Raw genomic sequence first — 15,563 nt, forward strand, 5'->3', positions numbered from 1 at the left:
CAAATTCCTTTGTTAACTTCAAACTCCAGTAAGTTCGCCTATTGCCGTATTAGAATCAACAGCAGCGTAGGACGCCGCCGTTTTAATAAAAGCATTGACATCCTCTTCCTTAGTATTAAATGCCGTCACCAAACGCAAAGTTGTCGCATCTTCACCCTCCCAACGATAGAACAGAAAACCTGCCGCTAAAAGTCCTTGTATAACTGGTTCTGGCAGTTGAATAAAGATTTCATTTGCTAACACTGGATGACAAAGCTTTACTCCCGGTAAAGATGTAAGTCCTGCTGCCAGTCTTGCCGCCATTTCATTAGCGCGAGTAGCGTTTTTCAGCCACAAATTATCTGTAATGTACGCTTCAAGCTGTGCCGACAAAAATCGCATTTTCGAGAATAAATGCCCGCCCCGTTTGCGACGATAGCCGAACATTTCCGCTAATTCGCGTTTGAAAAACACCACGGCTTCAGCTGCCATAGCGCCATTTTTGGTAGCGCCAAATGACAGCACATCCACACCAGCACGCCAGGTAATTTCTGCGGGTGTACAACCCAAACTAACTACCGCATTGGCAAACCTAGCACCATCCATATGTAAGCTGAGATTGTGTGCGCGAGTAACCTCAGCAATTTGCTGAATTTCATCGGGTTGATAAACTGTTCCCGCTTCCGTTGACTGGGTGATACTGACTGCGGCTGGCTGTACGTGATGAACAACGCCTGCGCCTGCTTTTTTGAGTGTTTTTGCCAAGTTATCGGCAGAAATTTTGCCGTGAGAACCGGTCAGCGTTACCAGTTTTGCACCGCTTGTATAAAATTCTGGCGCACCGCACTCATCAAGATTGATATGAGATTCGGTATGGCAGTAAATAGCACCAAAAGGTGGTGTCATAACTGATAAAGCGATCGCATTGGCAGCCGAACCGGTTGCAACTGGAAAAATCGTAACTTCAGTCTCGAATAATTCCGCAAATTTAGCTGACAATCGCTTGGTTAATTCATCGTTACCGTAGGGCATAGCTGCACCTTCATTGGCAGCAATAATTGCTGCTATAATTTCCGGTGCGACTCCCGTTGCGTTATCGCTACAAAAGTTCATAAATTTAACTTAGGTATCGGTTTACTATGCCGACGAAAACCCGATTTAGTAATTTTAGGCTTTCGTCGGTTTTTACTGTTCTATCTGGATGTTAATAAAAAAAGACCGATCGCTGCACGCTCTCATTTACCAGTCCAGCGGTTGGCGATCGCGGAAAAATCCGTTTGTTGGCCCATCGTCGGGCAAAGTAGCCAACCAGACAATTGTATCGGCCCCTTGCTCGATCGTCCTTGTCGCATTTGGGCCGCCCATATCGGTTTTTACCCAGCCAGGACAAACTGAATTTACTAAAATATTCGTCTCTTTCAACTCGTAGGCAAGCATCCGCGTTAATACATTTAAAGCAGTTTTGGAAATCCGATATGCTGGATATGTGCCGCTCATTCTATCCATTCCAGACACTTGTCCTATGCCAGAAGATACATTTACTACCCGCCCATAATTAAGCTGTTTCATCAGCGGAATCAACGCCTGACAAAGTAACAATGGCCCGTATACATTCGTCTCCATTGTTTGCTGCAAAGTACTAATTTTAGCGTTGAACACACTCGCTGCTGGATATTCGACAGGATCTGGTAATATTCCGGCATTGTTCACCAAGATATCTAATTTACCAAATTCATTTCTCACAAACTGGGCAAGATGCTCAATACTGTCCGCACTGGTGACATCAAGCGGGTAAAATTTCACTTCTAATCCTTCAGTTTGCAATTTTTCAGCCGCAGCGTTACCTTTTTCTTCATCGCGACTGGTGAGAATAACTTGGATTCCTTGTTTTGCCAGTTGGCGACAAGTTTCCCAACCCAATCCGCGATTGGCACCAGTAACAACAGCTACTTTTTTTGTTTCGCTCATTTGTTTTATCCTATTAGGAATGATTTAATATATTCATAATAAAAGCCTAAACGATCGCGCATGAACTTTTCAGATCATTTCTCTTCGCACGCAAGCGAATACGCCAAATATCGACCCCGCTACCCAGAGGCGCTGTTTGAGTACTTAGCTGCCATCACACCAGAACACAAACTTGCTTGGGATTGCGGTACGGGGAACGGTCAAGTTGCTTTGAGTCTGACTGCCTACTTTCAGCAGGTTTATGGGACTGATGCCAGTGAAAAGCAAATTGCCGAAGCTTTTGGGCACGATCGCATTCGTTATTGGGTCACCACTGCCGAACGCACCGAAATACCTAATAGTGCGATCGATTTAATTACTGTCGCTCAAGCTCTGCACTGGTTCAACTTCGATCTATTCTATCAAGAAGTGCGCCGCGTTCTCAAACCGAACGGGGTAATTGCGGTTTGGTGTTACGGTTTTTTTACTATTCATTCTGCCGACGAACAACTAAATCAAGCCCTAGCACAATACTATCAAGCAGTGGAAGCTTTTTGGCCTTCCGAAAGACAGTTAGTAGAGCAAAAGTATGAAACTATTTCTTTTCCTTTTGTCGAACTAACACCACCCTCTTTCGCAATGTCGATCGAGTGGAATGTCGCACAAGTTATCGGGTATTTGCAAACTTGGTCTGCCACCCAGCGATTTATCGCTCAACACGGTATCGAGCAGATTGCAAAAATGTGCGATCGGCTCACAAACGTCTGGGGTGATTCACAAGCAACCAAGCTAATTTCCTGGCCGCTTTCCCTCAGAGTCGGTCATTTGTAGGGTGGGCATTACCCACCACAAACCGGGCGACTCGATCGCAAATTCAATAAACCTTACTAACCCCCAACAGCAAGCTTTTGTCTGCTGACAATATCATCCCCCGTCTGAACATCAAACCAATGAATAAATTGGGGAGGTAGTGCCAACGTAATATCTTCCTCATTCCAACTTTGGTCTGTCGGTAACAAAGCACGCAAAATAATCGGTTCTGCCTGCGATCCGCGCACGCGCACGCTAATTAAATAATTCATTCCCAAATTTTCTGTCAAGATAACTCGCCCCTTAATTGTGTGTGGATATTCCGCTGCTGCAACGCGAACATTTTCCGGACGAATGCCAAATACAATCTGAGATGGAGGAGTTGGGAGATTCGGGAGATGCACTCTAAAATCACCGAGCATTGCGTAACGTCCCTCGCAATTCAGCGTCAATAAATTCATTTGCGGACTGCCAACAAAACCTGCGACAAATAAATTAGCAGGATTGTTATAAATGCGACTGGGCGCGTCAAGTTGTTGAACTAAACCTTTGTTGAGTACAGCAACTTTTGTAGAGAGAGTCATCGCTTCTGTTTGGTCGTGAGTGACATAAACAACTGGAACTCTTTGTTCTGCAAATAGTTGTTTAATTTCCGCCCTAACTTTTTCTCGCAATAGCGCATCTAGGTTACTCAGCGGTTCATCTAATAAGAATACATCCGGATTCCGGACTAAGGCGCGTGCGAGGGCAACCCGCTGTCTTTGTCCGCCAGACATTTGACCGGGTTTGCGATTCATTAACTCTTCTAAACCTAGCGATCGCGCTGCTTCTGCCACTCGCCCTTTAATTTCTTCCGTTGGTGTTTTCTTCAGTTTTAATCCCGAAGCGATATTGTCGTACACCGTCATATGAGGATATAGCGCGTAACTTTGAAACACCATCGCGATGTTGCGATCGCCCGGTTGCAAATTTGTCACATCCCGATTGCCGATCGTTATCCGACCGCGAGTAGGTGCTTCCAAACCCGCGATCAGTCGCAGTATAGTAGATTTACCGCAACCGGAAGGCCCAAGTAACGTGAGAAACTCATCATCTTCCACGGTTAAACTAACATCTTTAACCGGGATAACTTTGGCAGTATAAGTCTTATTTAAATTTTTGATTTCGAGTTTTGCCATGATTTTATGAACAGATGAAGGATGAATTTATGCTAACTTCTATCGCGAAATAAACTGTAATTCAATAATTTGAATCATCGCGTTAATAAACTTTTTAACCAAGCTCATATTCCCTTATTTCTTTTGACTTTTGACTTTTGACTTTTGACTTTTGACTTTTGACTTTTGACTTTTGCCCCTATCCTTTGACCGCACCAGCAGTCAAACCTTGCACAATCTTGCGCTGGAAGAACAAAACCAATAAAACCAGAGGTAACGTTCCCAACACAGTAGCAGCTGCGATCGGCCCGTAAGGAATTTCAAACACCGAAGCACCGCTTAACTGTGCAGTTGCCACCGGAATCGTTTTCATCGATTCGCGAGTCATAAAAGTAAGCGCAAAAATGAACTCATTCCAAGCAGAAATAAAGGTGAGAATTCCCGTTGTCACCAGTGCTGGAACAGTCATCGGCAGCAGAATATGCCAAAGCATTTGCAACGTATTGTAACCGTCTACCCTAGCAGCATCTTCTAAATCTTTAGGCAGTTGTTGGAAGAAACTCCGCATCACCAAAATTGTCAGAGGCAAATTGATCGCGGTATAAGGAATTATGAGTGCCAGATAGTTATTGCCCAAGTGCGTAGCTTTCACAACTTCTAACAATCCCAGAAATAGCAGCACTGCCGGAAATAAAGTCACAATCAAAATGCTGGCGAGGATAATTTTTCTGCCCATAAATCGCATCCGCGCCAAGGCATAAGCTGCGGGTGCGCCTAATGCCAAACACAGCAGCGTTGTAGTAATGGAAACAAAAGCGCTATTAAAAATGTAAAGGGCAAACGGACGGCGCAGGAATAGAGATAGGTAATGTTCCAGCGTGATTTGTGTGGGAATGTAGACAACAGGAACCGCAGAAATATCTCTATTTAATTTGATGGAAGTTAATACTTGCCAGACGATCGGCCCCAGGAAAAAAGCCACAACTGCGAAGACAGCAACTGGCAAAATAATTTGTCGCCAATTGAAAGTTGAAGCAGATGTCGATCGCTCTTGTGCAATAGCCATAGTTTAAGATACTCCTGCAATGTTAGAGCGTGCTTTGGACAACAAAAAACTGGCGATCGCCACAGCAGTTACTAACAACAAAAACGTCACCACAACCAGCGCTGCCCCATAGCCAAAATCCAGGTAACGCATCACCGTACTGTAGATATAAACAGAAACCGTTTCTGTTGCCCCCGCAGGGCCACCGCCAGTCATCACCTGAATCAAATCAAATATGGCAAAAGCTTGGGCAAATCTAAACAACAAAGCAATCACAATTTGAGGCATCAACAAAGGTAGCGTAATTCTCCGAAAACTTTGCCAAGCAGTAGCGCCATCAAGGGCGTGAGCTTCGTAGAGATCGTTGGGAATTGATTGCAATCCTGCTAGCAACAAAAGCGCGATAAACGGTGTTGTTTTCCACACATCGGCTGCAATTACTGCTACCATTGCCAGCACAGGATCTCCCAACCAGGTAATCCCAGTTTCAATTATGCCCAAACGTCGCAAAATATCGTTGATGATGCCGTAGCGATCGTTAAAAATCCACGCCCAAGCAACGCCCATCAAAGCAGTTGGCAAAGCCCAAGGCATCAAGGTTATTGTCCGCACGATACCGCGTCCTTTAAAAGCTTGATTTAGTACCAGTGCGATCGCAATTCCCAAAATTAATTCCAGCAGCACAGAACCCGCAGTAAACACCGTCGTGTTCCACATACTCTGCCAGAAGCGCCCATCGCCTAACATCCGCTCATAATTGCTCAAACCGGAAAAAATTCGCTGTAGCTGAGAGCCAAGATTTTGGGTATATAAACTCAACCAAAAAGCCCTCAAAATCGGGTAAGCAAACACTAGCGATAACAGGATTAATGCTGGTAGTACCAATATCCATCCAGTTCTTTGTTCTCGTTGTTGTATAGAATCTAATTTCATGCTGATTCGTAATTGGTAATCCCTAAATTACAAATGATATCATGTCGGCTGGCATCGGTAGTATATGAGTGATGTTCTCATGTTATCTGTGGGAATCGGGGGTTAAATTTTTACCGCAGATGTAAGCAGATTAACGCAGATTAACGCAGATAAGAAAGCGATTTTTTCTGCAACTGATGCTAACGGATATGATATGAGGATGACTGATGAATCATGACTGAATATTTAACTTTTGGTTTCTGTTTGCATCTGTGAATTTTGGATTTTTTTAATTTGTCCTAGCAGATTGCGGGTTTCGCCAGATGCCGCTTGCATTGCTTGTTCTGCACTCATACGTCCGGTAAAAGCCGCACTCAGATAACGTTGCAAAATATCCGAAGCTTGGGCATACTGAGCCAAAGGCGGACGTAAGGCGGGTTGTTGCACAACAGATAAAAGTTGCGGATAATGGGGATATTTGGCAACAACTTGCGGATCTGTAAACAACGATTTATAACTGGGAACTAACCCGGTATTGAGAATCAATCTTTTTTGGATTGCTTCGCTGGTAAGGTACTGAATCAATAGCCATGCTTCCTCTGGATGTTTTGATGTTTTAGATATTCCCCAACCCCATCCACCCAAGCAGGAACCACCCCGATAACCAGCTGCGTGAATCATCGGTTTGATGGCAATCTTACCCTTGACTTTCGATCCTTCCTGATTCACCAATTTCCAAACATAAGGCCAGTTGCGTAAGAAAACCGCACCACCATTTTGAAATAGCAGGCGCGTTTCTTCTTCCCCGTAAGTAGTGACGCCAGGGGGAGAAATACTGTTAGTAATTGTGCTGCGGAGAAACTCAACTGCTTGGATTGCCTGCGGTCGATCGAGTCCCACTTCTAAAGTTTCCGGGTTAACCCAGAAACCGCCAAAACCTTCCAGCACCTCGACAAACATTGCCGATACACCTTCGTACTGCTTGCCTTGCCAGAGATAACCCCAAGGTATTTTTTCTTCTTTCTTTAAACGTTGCGAAATTTCGATCATTTCTTGAAATGTTTCGGGTGGTTTAGCTCTAATTTTTTTTAACAAATCGCTGCGATAGTAAAGTACACCTGCATCGGAAGCATGAGGTATGCGATACAATCTGCCTTGATAGCGTCCACCTTCAACATTACCTTGAATAAATTTTGATAATTGTGCTTTGCTAACTCGATTTGTGAGATCCATCACCCATCCAGCAGCGGCAAATTTAGGCACCCAAACAATATCCATGTTGATGATATCGTAGGGCGATTCTCCCAATAAAAAGGCAGAAGTATAGAGACCTTCGATTAAGTTTGTATCGAAGGGCCCTTCTACCATGTCGATCCGAATGTCGGGATTTTTCGATTCAAATTCTCTGACAAATGGCCTCCAATTAGCAATGTCTTGACCCTGCATCAACATGGTGAGGACGACTGGTTGCTGGGCTGTCGCTGTCCAGCCCAACATGAGAATGCCCAAGCCAATAGCGATCGACATTCTCATCCAACGCCAAAATCCTGGTGTTGATGTTAAATTTGGCAGTTTTTTGAACGTATGGCGGTAAAACATTGTCGGCTTACCGATCGAAATTTTTAATGAAGAGTTTGCTTTTGAAGACTCTTAATTCAATGGCTCTAGGATAGTAACTTTGTTTGTTGTTCGGGACGGTCAACTCCAAAGTATGAACCACAAACAATGTCCGACCATTGATGAGATTATTCTATCCTAGTGAGATTTAACTATCGATCCTCTGCATATGCTCATTTTGTTATATATCTATAAAAATTCGCATTGATGAATAAATAAAAATACAACATAGAAATAAGTTTAAGTAATCTGATTATTTATTTTTATCAATACGTAAAATAACTTCATAGGAATTGCTGCGATCGCTTGATTTTTTAATGCCCGCCCCAAATTTGAAATCATGGCCGATCGGCACTAGGGCCTTAGCCTCAGGCGATCGTCACTGGTGCTTGCAGCCGTGTTTTCGCCTATTTCTATCTTTAGATAGAGGAATTCATATAGAAATAATGGGAACTTAAGGTGGATTACCCTGGAACTTATAATGAAAGCCCCGACAAGATCGGGGCTATTTTTTTGAGAGGTCATCCATCCAGACTGCCCCCTGCTGGCGGCACAAATGCACAGAAAGTTTTTTAGGGCTCCCCCTCCCCCACATCCTCCCATTCCCCCTCAAAAGCCAAAAGAAGCCTCAAGCCAACCGCATTTCCTGGGCGGTAATCCCCGTGGCTGTATTGTTCGCTTACCAGACCTCTCCAAAAATTCTTGTGGGCTAGGCATCCTGCCTGCCTTTGAGGTTCTTTTCTGGAGATGTCTGTTGTACATATTGCTGGATATAGAAGTCTGGCGTATTTTTGATGGCTCGCACAGACTCGCGGTTACTCATCGCTTCCCACCATTGCCGAAGACGCACGCATTCCGAAGGCAGCGCAAAACTACGGTAATGTTCCAGTATGGGGAAACGTTCAAACCAAGGGTAGAAGCATAAATCGACCAAACTCAGCGATTCCCCAAACCAATAGGGGCCATTACCAGATAATTTAGCAATCCCCTCTTTTTCCATAAATAGCAGATGACTGTGTAAAGTTTGTGCGGATTCTTGTTGCTTTTCTCGTTCCTCGTTTATCCGTAAATTGTAGAAAGCCGTCACAAATTTCGTGTTGGCAAAATCAATCCAGATGCGTGCTAAAGCTTTTTTACCCGCATCTTTTGGCAGCAACGGCGGTTCGGGAAAAACTTCATCCAGATATTCGTTGATGATAGTAGATTCCCAGACAGTATTATCGCCGTGTTCGATCACTGGTACTTTACCATAAGGCGATATCGAAATAAACCAATCCGGCTTATTTTTCAAATCAATTTCCGTGAGTTTGAAGTCCACTCCTTTTTCCAGCAAAGTCAACCGCGTCCGATGTGCGAATGGACAAACGCTGGCGCTGTAAATTTCTACTTCAGCCATGTGTACCTTTCCTTGCTTGGTAGTTGTAATTTGATTTTGACTTGGAAAGGGCGAGTTTGGGGTGAGGAGGTGTGGGGTGGTGGGGTGCGATCGGCAAGTATATAATTTAGCATATAAAGACTATCAGAGGGCGCGATCCATTGAATACCAGTGACAACAACACCTCAGATGCTGTTAATCTCGATTGGGTTGTTAACCTTCTAGGAAGAGTCAAAGCTTTAGAAGTATATCCTCACGAAGAAGCATTAACAGAAATTCTTGTAGAACAGGCTCTTGAAAATGCCAGACAAACTTCTACTTCTCCCGGTCTTTCGCTTGCAGCCGCTTTTGACCTTATTGTTGCTGCTGAATACTACACTAAATTAACTAATAAAGGATGGCTTTATTGTCCAGTAGACGATCGTCCTCTTTTAGTATACCCGTACACCAATACCTGTCCTAGATGCGTTATCCAAGGAAATTTTCACTTCCATCAAGCCAATAAACCGCCATCTGGCACTATTGGGAAAACAACGAGCCGATTGCTTTGTGTATTTTTAAAGCAATTGTTTAAAATTAATTGCCGCTCTCTCAAAATATATAGTGGAGTTGAGCCTGTTGACGTAATAATTTATGATGAAACGGAAAGCGTAGTTTTACTTGCAGAAGTAAAAGCTGCACCCCTGATGACACTGACGGTAGCAGTTCCCATCGAAGTACAAACCCAGTTAGGAGAAGATGGCGAACCAATTCCTTGTTCCCACTCTGCCACAGATAATACCTTTCTTACATCATCTAACTTACATATTCTTCTTCCTGAGTTACAAGAAGAACATTGGCATAATGAGCTTATTTCTTTAGGAATAAAAGGAAGTAGTAGTTCTTCCACTTGGGCTTATGAGCAAATTTGCAGGATATTTGCCGATAATCAATTGTTTAATCGTTATTTTAAATCGTGGGTTGTCGCTTTTTCGGCATATAATAAGAATGCAAGAGGTAGAGGGAGTTTAGCAGAACCTATTTACTGGCTGACAAACGCTTGCGGACAACCCATTCCTAGACCTTTGAATTGGCCTATTAGGAAAACTGAAAAGGGCTATGAATCTGTTTCTGATGCTAAATCTAGCGTTGGAATGGACAGAACTGATGATATTAAGAAGGGCATTTATCAAGTATTAAAGATTGGTGCCACCGGAAAGCCAAAAGAAAGTAGAATGGCTGTAAAAACGGCTCTCCTGTCTAACATCCACGCTGTTCGTCACTATGATGAATACTTGCTTGAACTTCAAGATATAGTGTGGACGATAGATGAAACAGAAAAAGCTAAGCGAGCGGGTGATTTGCCGCCGGAAAAAGAGCTATACAATCTTTTTGATGGTATAATTACCTTCACCCGTAGTTATGTGCGAGATGAATGGATTGAACGCAATTTCCAGTTCTGACAGGCAGGTTAAATTTGTAAAAAATCATGTTGCTAGGCGCGTTGGTGCTGACGTGCAAAGACGCATAGATGCTCTAAAAATAGGGCAAAAGATGCAGGATTTGCCGGAAGAACTTTGGCACGATAGCTTTAAATTTTACGTCAAGCACGACCCCAACCGACAGGGTGGGCCAAACCTCAGAATGATTCGGCTCGATCCCAATAAACCCTCGTTAACTGTTACGGGATACATTTTTAATAAATTCGTTCACCCTTATGAAAACCGATTTATTACCGTGCGAGAGGCGGCGCGTTTGCAGGGTTTACCCGATAATTTAAAATTTGAAGGAACGCTAACAAGTACGCAGCTTCAGGTAGGTAATGCCGTACCCGTAGCACTTGCCAAAGCTGTCTTTGATGAAGTAATTAAACAAGCAAATTTACTTGGATTTAGTAATAGTCCTCTTAAAGCCTTTAGTTTATTTAGCGGCGCAGGAGGAATGGACATTGCAGCTGAATATACAGGTCGGATAAATACTCGGATAGCTCTGGATTTTTGGTCAGATGCTTGTGCCACATTGCGCGGCTTTTTTGGAGAGCGTATTTGCGTTATCGAAAAAGATATTTCCTCGGTAAAAAATCCTTTAAGTTTATGGCAAGATGCTTCAAGGGAAGTCGCTCCACCTGACCTTGTTTTTGGTGGGCCTCCCTGCCAATCTTTTAGCCAAGCAGGTAAGCAAAAAGGCTTCCAAGATAGTCGAGGGGGAATGATTTTTGAGTTTTTGCGTTTTGTTGAGTCTTTAAAGCCTCCATTTTTTGTGATGGAAAACGTTTCTAACTTGAAGGGTATTCAAGGTGGCACTCTCTATCATCAAATTTTGGAAAATATGAATAATTTGGGTTATAACGTTTCTGTGAGTATCCTTCTTGCCGCTGATTTTGGCACTCCTCAGTTACGGCGTCGATTGTTTTTTATCGGTTGCCGAAAAGAGATTGGAAGTATTAATTTCCCCATGCCTACTCATAGTTTTGAAACAGAACTTTTCGGACTTCAGCCTTATCTAAGTGTTGGGGAAGCGTTTGCTGATTTACCAAAACTCCAGTGAGGTATACTTGCTTTTAATTGAAAAACTTGACTTTATGACGGTAACATCTGCAATTGAAGGCTTTATCTCATTCCGTGGCCACCAAGTTTGGTATCGCATAATCAAACCAGAACAGGAAGAATTTGGCAAATTACCGCTGCTATGTCTTCATGGAGGGCCAGGAGTCCCACACGACTACTTAGAACCACTAGAAGCGATCGCTGTAACTGGACGGCGTGTCATATTTTACGATCAATTAGGTTGTGGTAATAGCGATCGTCCCAACGATCCCAATCTTTATTCTATCGATTTGTTTAAGGAGGAACTCGTCACCGTCCGCCAAGCCCTAAATTTAGAGCAAATTCACCTTTTCGGGCAATCATGGGGCGGCTGTTTGGCACTGGAACACGCTCTTTCTCAACCTACTGGGCTAGTCAGCCTGATCTTGGCAAATACACCTGCGAACATTCAACAATTTGTAACTGAAGCCTATAATTTGATGAATGATTTACCAGCGGAAGTACAAGAAATTATCCGCAAGCACGAAGCTGATGGTACAACCCAATCTCCTGAATACAAACAGGCAATGGAATTGTTCAATCATTCCTTTCTTTGTCGGTTAGATCCTTGGCCTAGCTGCTTAACTAAAGCCTATAGTAAAGTTGGCACAGTGTTTCGCGGTGCAGGCAAGATTATAGACTGGAATATTGAAAATCGCTTGGGTGAAATTGTTGCACCTACACTACTACTTTCAGGTCGCTACGATGAGGTTACACCCGCTTGTGTCGAAACAGTTAACAAAGGTATTTCAGGCTCTGAATGGGTACTGTTTGAAAACAGTTCACATATGCCTCATCTGGAGGAAACAGAGCGCTTTTTACAAGTTTTGGGTGAGTTTTTGGAGCGGGTTGAGGCTAATCAAAATTGAGCTATTTATTGTTAGCTTAGAAAGTATTTGAAAGGTCGATGAGCTAGGATGGAAGGGAGAGTAGGAGGCAAAACTATTAATTGTCCGGTGGCATCGTTAGTATATGAGTGATGCTTTCATATTATCTGTGGGAATCGGCAAGGGGTAAGAAAAAAGTTAAATCAAAGCAATATCGCACCGCAGGTGCGATAGTCTAAACTCCAGTTACTAATCAGCGATACCTCTCGAACAATTTTCACGGGGAATTCATATCGTGTCCGGTTGCATCGGTTGCGTAAGGGGCGGGCGAAGCATTCGGATATACAGCGGTTTGCGCTGTCATGAGGTACACTAAATTTTCTGTAGCGGTTTAGAATGAATTGGTTTACTAATTGCTACTGTACCTCATAAGAGCGCAAACCGCTGTAAAATCTAGGGTTTTGAGCGATAGATTGTCGCCCGAATGCTTCGCCCCTACAAATATACACAACTGAAGCTAGCGGACATGATATCACTCAATATAAAAAAATCCCCCGGTATCGCTACCAGGGGAGAAAGTGGGGATGAGAAACCGGGTTTCTTGCATTGGTTTTCGATATTTCCTGACAGCAACCCAAAGAAACCCGGTTTCTGGGATTTAGCCAACTGTTTGAAGCACCAATTCTCGTTGCTCGGCTTGTCGTACCTGCACTTCACCATCATCGCCAATATCGATAATGGCGGTGTCTCCATTTTGGATACGACCGGATAGCATTGCTTCGGCTAAGCTATCTTCTAAGAGTCGCATAATTACGCGGCGCAGTTCCCGCGCACCGTAAGCAGGATTGTAACCTTCTTTCACCAAACGTTGTGTGAACTTTTCGGTAGCTTTTAAGGTAATTCCCTGTTCGATTAAGCGACTGGAAACTTCGCGCAACATAATGCCAGAAATATCCTTGACTTCATCTTTCGTCAACTGACGGAAGACGATAATTTCATCGAGGCGATTCAGAAATTCGGGACGGAAGTATTGCTTAAGTTCGTCATTCACTAGAGAACGAACGCGGTTATAATTTGACTCGCTGATATTTTCCGATAACTCGAAACCGATACCGCCGCCGCCTTTTTCGATCGCCTTGGAACCGATGTTCGAGGTCATAATTATCAGGGTGTTCTTGAAGTCCACAGTGCGACCTTTGGCATCAGTTAAGCGACCGTCGTCTAACAGTTGCAATAGTGCATTGAAGACATCGGGGTGAGCTTTTTCGATTTCGTCGAATAGCACCACGGAGTAGGGACGACGACGCACTGCTTCTGTTAGTTGACCGCCTTCATCGTAACCGACGAAACCGGGAGGGGAACCGATGAGTTTGGAGACGTTGTGCGCTTCCATGTATTCGGACATATCGACGCGAATCATCGCTTCTTCGGAACCGAACATATAAGCAGCTAAGGCTTTTGCTAATTCGGTCTTGCCAACTCCGGTAGGGCCTGAGAAAATAAAGCTGGCGATCGGACGATTCGGATTCTTCAATCCCACTCTGGCGCGACGAATCGCACGCGCAACTGCTGTCACCGCTTCATGTTGACCGATGAGGCGCTGGTGCAGGGTATCTTCCAAGTGCAGCAGCAACTCGGTTTCCGATGCGGCGATTTTGTTGACGGGGACGCCAGTCCAAGATGAAACGATTTGGGCGATGTCTTCTTCATCGACAACTGGTAAAATGGCGTTATCGGTTTGTTTGTTGTTTGCGATCGCCTTCAGTTTACCTTCAATCTCCAATTCGCGATCGCGCCATTCTCCCGCTTTCTCAAAGTTTTGAACCTTGACCGCTTCTTCTTTTTGTTTAGTTACCTGACGCAGTTCTTGCTTGAGTTCCTTAGTTGCAGAAGAATTAGTATTGCTCAAACGAACGCGAGAACCAGCTTCATCGATCAAGTCGATTGCTTTATCCGGCAAGAATCGATCGCTAATATAGCGGTCTGAAAGCTTAGCTGCCGTTACCAGAGCATGATCGGAGATTTTAACTTTGTGGTGTTGCTCGTAAGCAGAACGCAAACCATATAATATCTCGATCGTCTCTTCTACAGACGGTTCGCCTACCATAATCGGTTGAAAGCGACGTTCCAAAGCAGCATCCCGTTCGATGTGCTTGCGGTACTCATCCAACGTCGTCATTCCCATGCACTGCAATTCGCCTCTCGCCAAAGCCGGTTTGAGCATATTAGCAGCATCCATGCTACCTTGAATTGCGCCAGTGCCAATCAGGTTATGAACTTCGTCAATTACTAAGATGATATTGCCAGCTTGACGCACTTCATCCAGGATTGCCTTGAGGCGTTCTTCAAACTCACCTCGGAAGCGCGTACCTGCAATCAGCAAACCCATATCTAGGCTGTACACTTGCTTGTCTTGCAAGATGTCGGGGATGCTTTTGTTGGCAATGCGTTGGGCCAAACCTTCTGCGATCGCAGTTTTACCAACACCCGGTTCTCCAATCAATACCGGGTTATTCTTCGTGCGACGACCGAGAATTTGAACAGCGCGTTCGATCTCCTTCTCGCGTCCCACAACTGGATCGAGTTTACCTTCAGCTGCTTGTTGGGTGAGATTGATGGCGAACTCATCCAAAGTCTTCGTCTTACCGCCACCGCGAGAAAATGCTCGTTCCTGACCGCCGCCAGCAGACACAGCTGCCACGTCTCCCAGCTTCTCCATCAGCTGCATACGCACATTCGTCAAGTCAACGCCCAGATTTTCCAACACCTTTGCCGCCACACCCGTCTCTTCGCGGATCAATCCCAGCAGCAAGTGTTCTGGAGCAATGTAATTATGTCCTAATTGACGAGCTTCATCAAAAGATTGCTCAAAAACCCGCTTAACCTTGGGGGTGAAAGGAATTTGCGCCGAAACGAAGCGAGAACCCCGACCGATAATCTTTTCTACCTCTACCCGTGCATTTGGTAGCGTAACGCCGAGGTCGGACAGCACTTTCGCAGCAACACTGCTTCCTTCTCCAATCAACCCCAGCAGGATTTGCTCGGTTCCCACGAGGTTGTGTCCCAGGCGACGTGCTTCTTCCTGGGCTAGCATCACCGCTTTAACTGCTTTGTCTGTAAAGTATTCAAACATAGTGGGTTTCCTCACCGAGCTGTTCGATAAGCGCTTTCTCTTAGTTTGACGCCTATATGAACTTTTGTGTACTTTGCTATTACAAGAGTATCTCTCTGTGGCTGTAGTCGGCAGTCGTGAGAACCGTATGAGCTAGGGGTAGTAGCCGTCTTTTTTGAGGGGCCAGGGGGTCGGGCGTCGGGCGTCAGGGTTAGGGA

12 protein-coding genes are annotated in these 15,563 nt (G+C 44.5%); 4 read left to right on the forward strand and 8 right to left on the reverse strand.

Annotated elements, in window-relative coordinates:
- Window positions 1-18 precede the first annotated feature (18 nt).
- Window positions 19-1,092 carry a threonine aldolase family protein gene (locus tag ACE1CD_RS04520; RefSeq protein WP_374821905.1) on the reverse strand — a complete coding sequence of 358 codons (1,074 nt, stop codon included), beginning with the start codon at window positions 1,090-1,092 and terminating at the stop codon, window positions 19-21.
- Window positions 1,093-1,218: 126 nt separating this feature from the next.
- The gene (locus ACE1CD_RS04525; RefSeq protein WP_374821908.1) at window positions 1,219-1,947 is read right to left on the reverse strand and encodes an SDR family oxidoreductase; all 729 of its coding nucleotides are present in this window, start codon (window positions 1,945-1,947) and stop codon (window positions 1,219-1,221) included.
- Between the two features lie 60 nt (window positions 1,948-2,007).
- On the opposite strand from ACE1CD_RS04525, the gene ACE1CD_RS04530 reads away from it, so the two are divergent.
- The gene (locus ACE1CD_RS04530; protein ID WP_374821911.1) at window positions 2,008-2,757 is read left to right on the forward strand and encodes a class I SAM-dependent methyltransferase; all 750 of its coding nucleotides are present in this window, start codon (window positions 2,008-2,010) and stop codon (window positions 2,755-2,757) included.
- A gap of 56 nt (window positions 2,758-2,813) precedes the next feature.
- On the opposite strand, the gene ACE1CD_RS04535 is transcribed toward ACE1CD_RS04530, so the two are convergent.
- From ACE1CD_RS04535 to ACE1CD_RS04555, 5 genes are all read right to left on the reverse strand, one after another.
- A complete protein-coding gene (locus ACE1CD_RS04535) occupies window positions 2,814-3,914 on the reverse strand; it encodes an ABC transporter ATP-binding protein (protein ID WP_374800848.1) in 1,101 nt (366 codons plus the stop codon).
- Window positions 3,915-4,092: 178 nt separating this feature from the next.
- Window positions 4,093-4,959: a carbohydrate ABC transporter permease gene (locus tag ACE1CD_RS04540; RefSeq protein ID WP_374800850.1), complete on the reverse strand. Its 867-nt coding sequence runs from the start codon at window positions 4,957-4,959 to the stop codon at window positions 4,093-4,095.
- 3 nt (window positions 4,960-4,962) lie between these two features.
- A complete protein-coding gene (locus tag ACE1CD_RS04545) occupies window positions 4,963-5,871 on the reverse strand; it encodes a carbohydrate ABC transporter permease (RefSeq protein ID WP_374800852.1) in 909 nt (302 codons plus the stop codon).
- Window positions 5,872-6,096: 225 nt separating this feature from the next.
- The gene (locus ACE1CD_RS04550) at window positions 6,097-7,449 is read right to left on the reverse strand and encodes an ABC transporter substrate-binding protein (RefSeq protein WP_374800854.1); all 1,353 of its coding nucleotides are present in this window, start codon (window positions 7,447-7,449) and stop codon (window positions 6,097-6,099) included.
- Between the two features lie 727 nt (window positions 7,450-8,176).
- Window positions 8,177-8,863 carry a glutathione S-transferase family protein gene (locus tag ACE1CD_RS04555; protein ID WP_374800856.1) on the reverse strand — a complete coding sequence of 229 codons (687 nt, stop codon included), beginning with the start codon at window positions 8,861-8,863 and terminating at the stop codon, window positions 8,177-8,179.
- A gap of 140 nt (window positions 8,864-9,003) precedes the next feature.
- Between ACE1CD_RS04555 and ACE1CD_RS04560 the strand changes: the two genes are divergently transcribed.
- From ACE1CD_RS04560 to ACE1CD_RS04570, 3 genes are read left to right on the forward strand one after another with little or no spacing between them, the layout of a single operon-like run.
- Window positions 9,004-10,284, forward strand: a complete 1,281-nt coding sequence (locus ACE1CD_RS04560) for a hypothetical protein (RefSeq protein ID WP_374800858.1) — start codon at window positions 9,004-9,006, stop codon at window positions 10,282-10,284.
- Entirely contained in the window at window positions 10,253-11,368 is a 1,116-nt protein-coding gene (gene dcm, locus ACE1CD_RS04565) for a DNA (cytosine-5-)-methyltransferase (protein WP_374800860.1), read from the forward strand. Before ACE1CD_RS04560 ends, dcm begins: the two co-directional genes overlap by 32 nt.
- Before the next feature lie 34 nt (window positions 11,369-11,402).
- A complete protein-coding gene (locus tag ACE1CD_RS04570) occupies window positions 11,403-12,275 on the forward strand; it encodes a proline iminopeptidase-family hydrolase (protein WP_374800862.1) in 873 nt (290 codons plus the stop codon).
- Between the two features lie 616 nt (window positions 12,276-12,891).
- Here ACE1CD_RS04570 and ACE1CD_RS04575 read toward each other — a convergent pair.
- The gene (locus tag ACE1CD_RS04575; RefSeq protein ID WP_374821914.1) at window positions 12,892-15,366 is read right to left on the reverse strand and encodes an ATP-dependent Clp protease ATP-binding subunit; all 2,475 of its coding nucleotides are present in this window, start codon (window positions 15,364-15,366) and stop codon (window positions 12,892-12,894) included.
- Window positions 15,367-15,563 lie beyond the last annotated feature (197 nt).

Source organism: Aerosakkonema sp. BLCC-F183 (assembly GCF_041929145.1).
In the GTDB taxonomy this organism is placed as follows: Bacteria; Cyanobacteriota; Cyanobacteriia; order Cyanobacteriales; family Aerosakkonemataceae; genus Aerosakkonema.

Excerpts from the sequence above, each read along its gene's own strand:
- dcm (WP_374800860.1), top strand. The coding sequence starts at position 10,253 with ATGAATGGATTGAACGCAATTTCCAGTTCTGACAGGCAGGTTAAATTT.
- ACE1CD_RS04520 (WP_374821905.1), bottom strand. The coding sequence starts at position 1,092 with ATGAACTTTTGTAGCGATAACGCAACGGGAGTCGCACCGGAAATTATA.
- ACE1CD_RS04555 (WP_374800856.1), bottom strand. The coding sequence starts at position 8,863 with ATGGCTGAAGTAGAAATTTACAGCGCCAGCGTTTGTCCATTCGCACAT.
- ACE1CD_RS04550 (WP_374800854.1), bottom strand. The coding sequence starts at position 7,449 with ATGTTTTACCGCCATACGTTCAAAAAACTGCCAAATTTAACATCAACA.
- ACE1CD_RS04545 (WP_374800852.1), bottom strand. The coding sequence starts at position 5,871 with ATGAAATTAGATTCTATACAACAACGAGAACAAAGAACTGGATGGATA.
- ACE1CD_RS04570 (WP_374800862.1), top strand. The coding sequence starts at position 11,403 with ATGACGGTAACATCTGCAATTGAAGGCTTTATCTCATTCCGTGGCCAC.
- ACE1CD_RS04575 (WP_374821914.1), bottom strand. The coding sequence starts at position 15,366 with ATGTTTGAATACTTTACAGACAAAGCAGTTAAAGCGGTGATGCTAGCC.
- ACE1CD_RS04530 (WP_374821911.1), top strand. The coding sequence starts at position 2,008 with ATGAACTTTTCAGATCATTTCTCTTCGCACGCAAGCGAATACGCCAAA.
- ACE1CD_RS04535 (WP_374800848.1), bottom strand. The coding sequence starts at position 3,914 with ATGGCAAAACTCGAAATCAAAAATTTAAATAAGACTTATACTGCCAAA.
- ACE1CD_RS04540 (WP_374800850.1), bottom strand. The coding sequence starts at position 4,959 with ATGGCTATTGCACAAGAGCGATCGACATCTGCTTCAACTTTCAATTGG.
- ACE1CD_RS04525 (WP_374821908.1), bottom strand. The coding sequence starts at position 1,947 with ATGAGCGAAACAAAAAAAGTAGCTGTTGTTACTGGTGCCAATCGCGGA.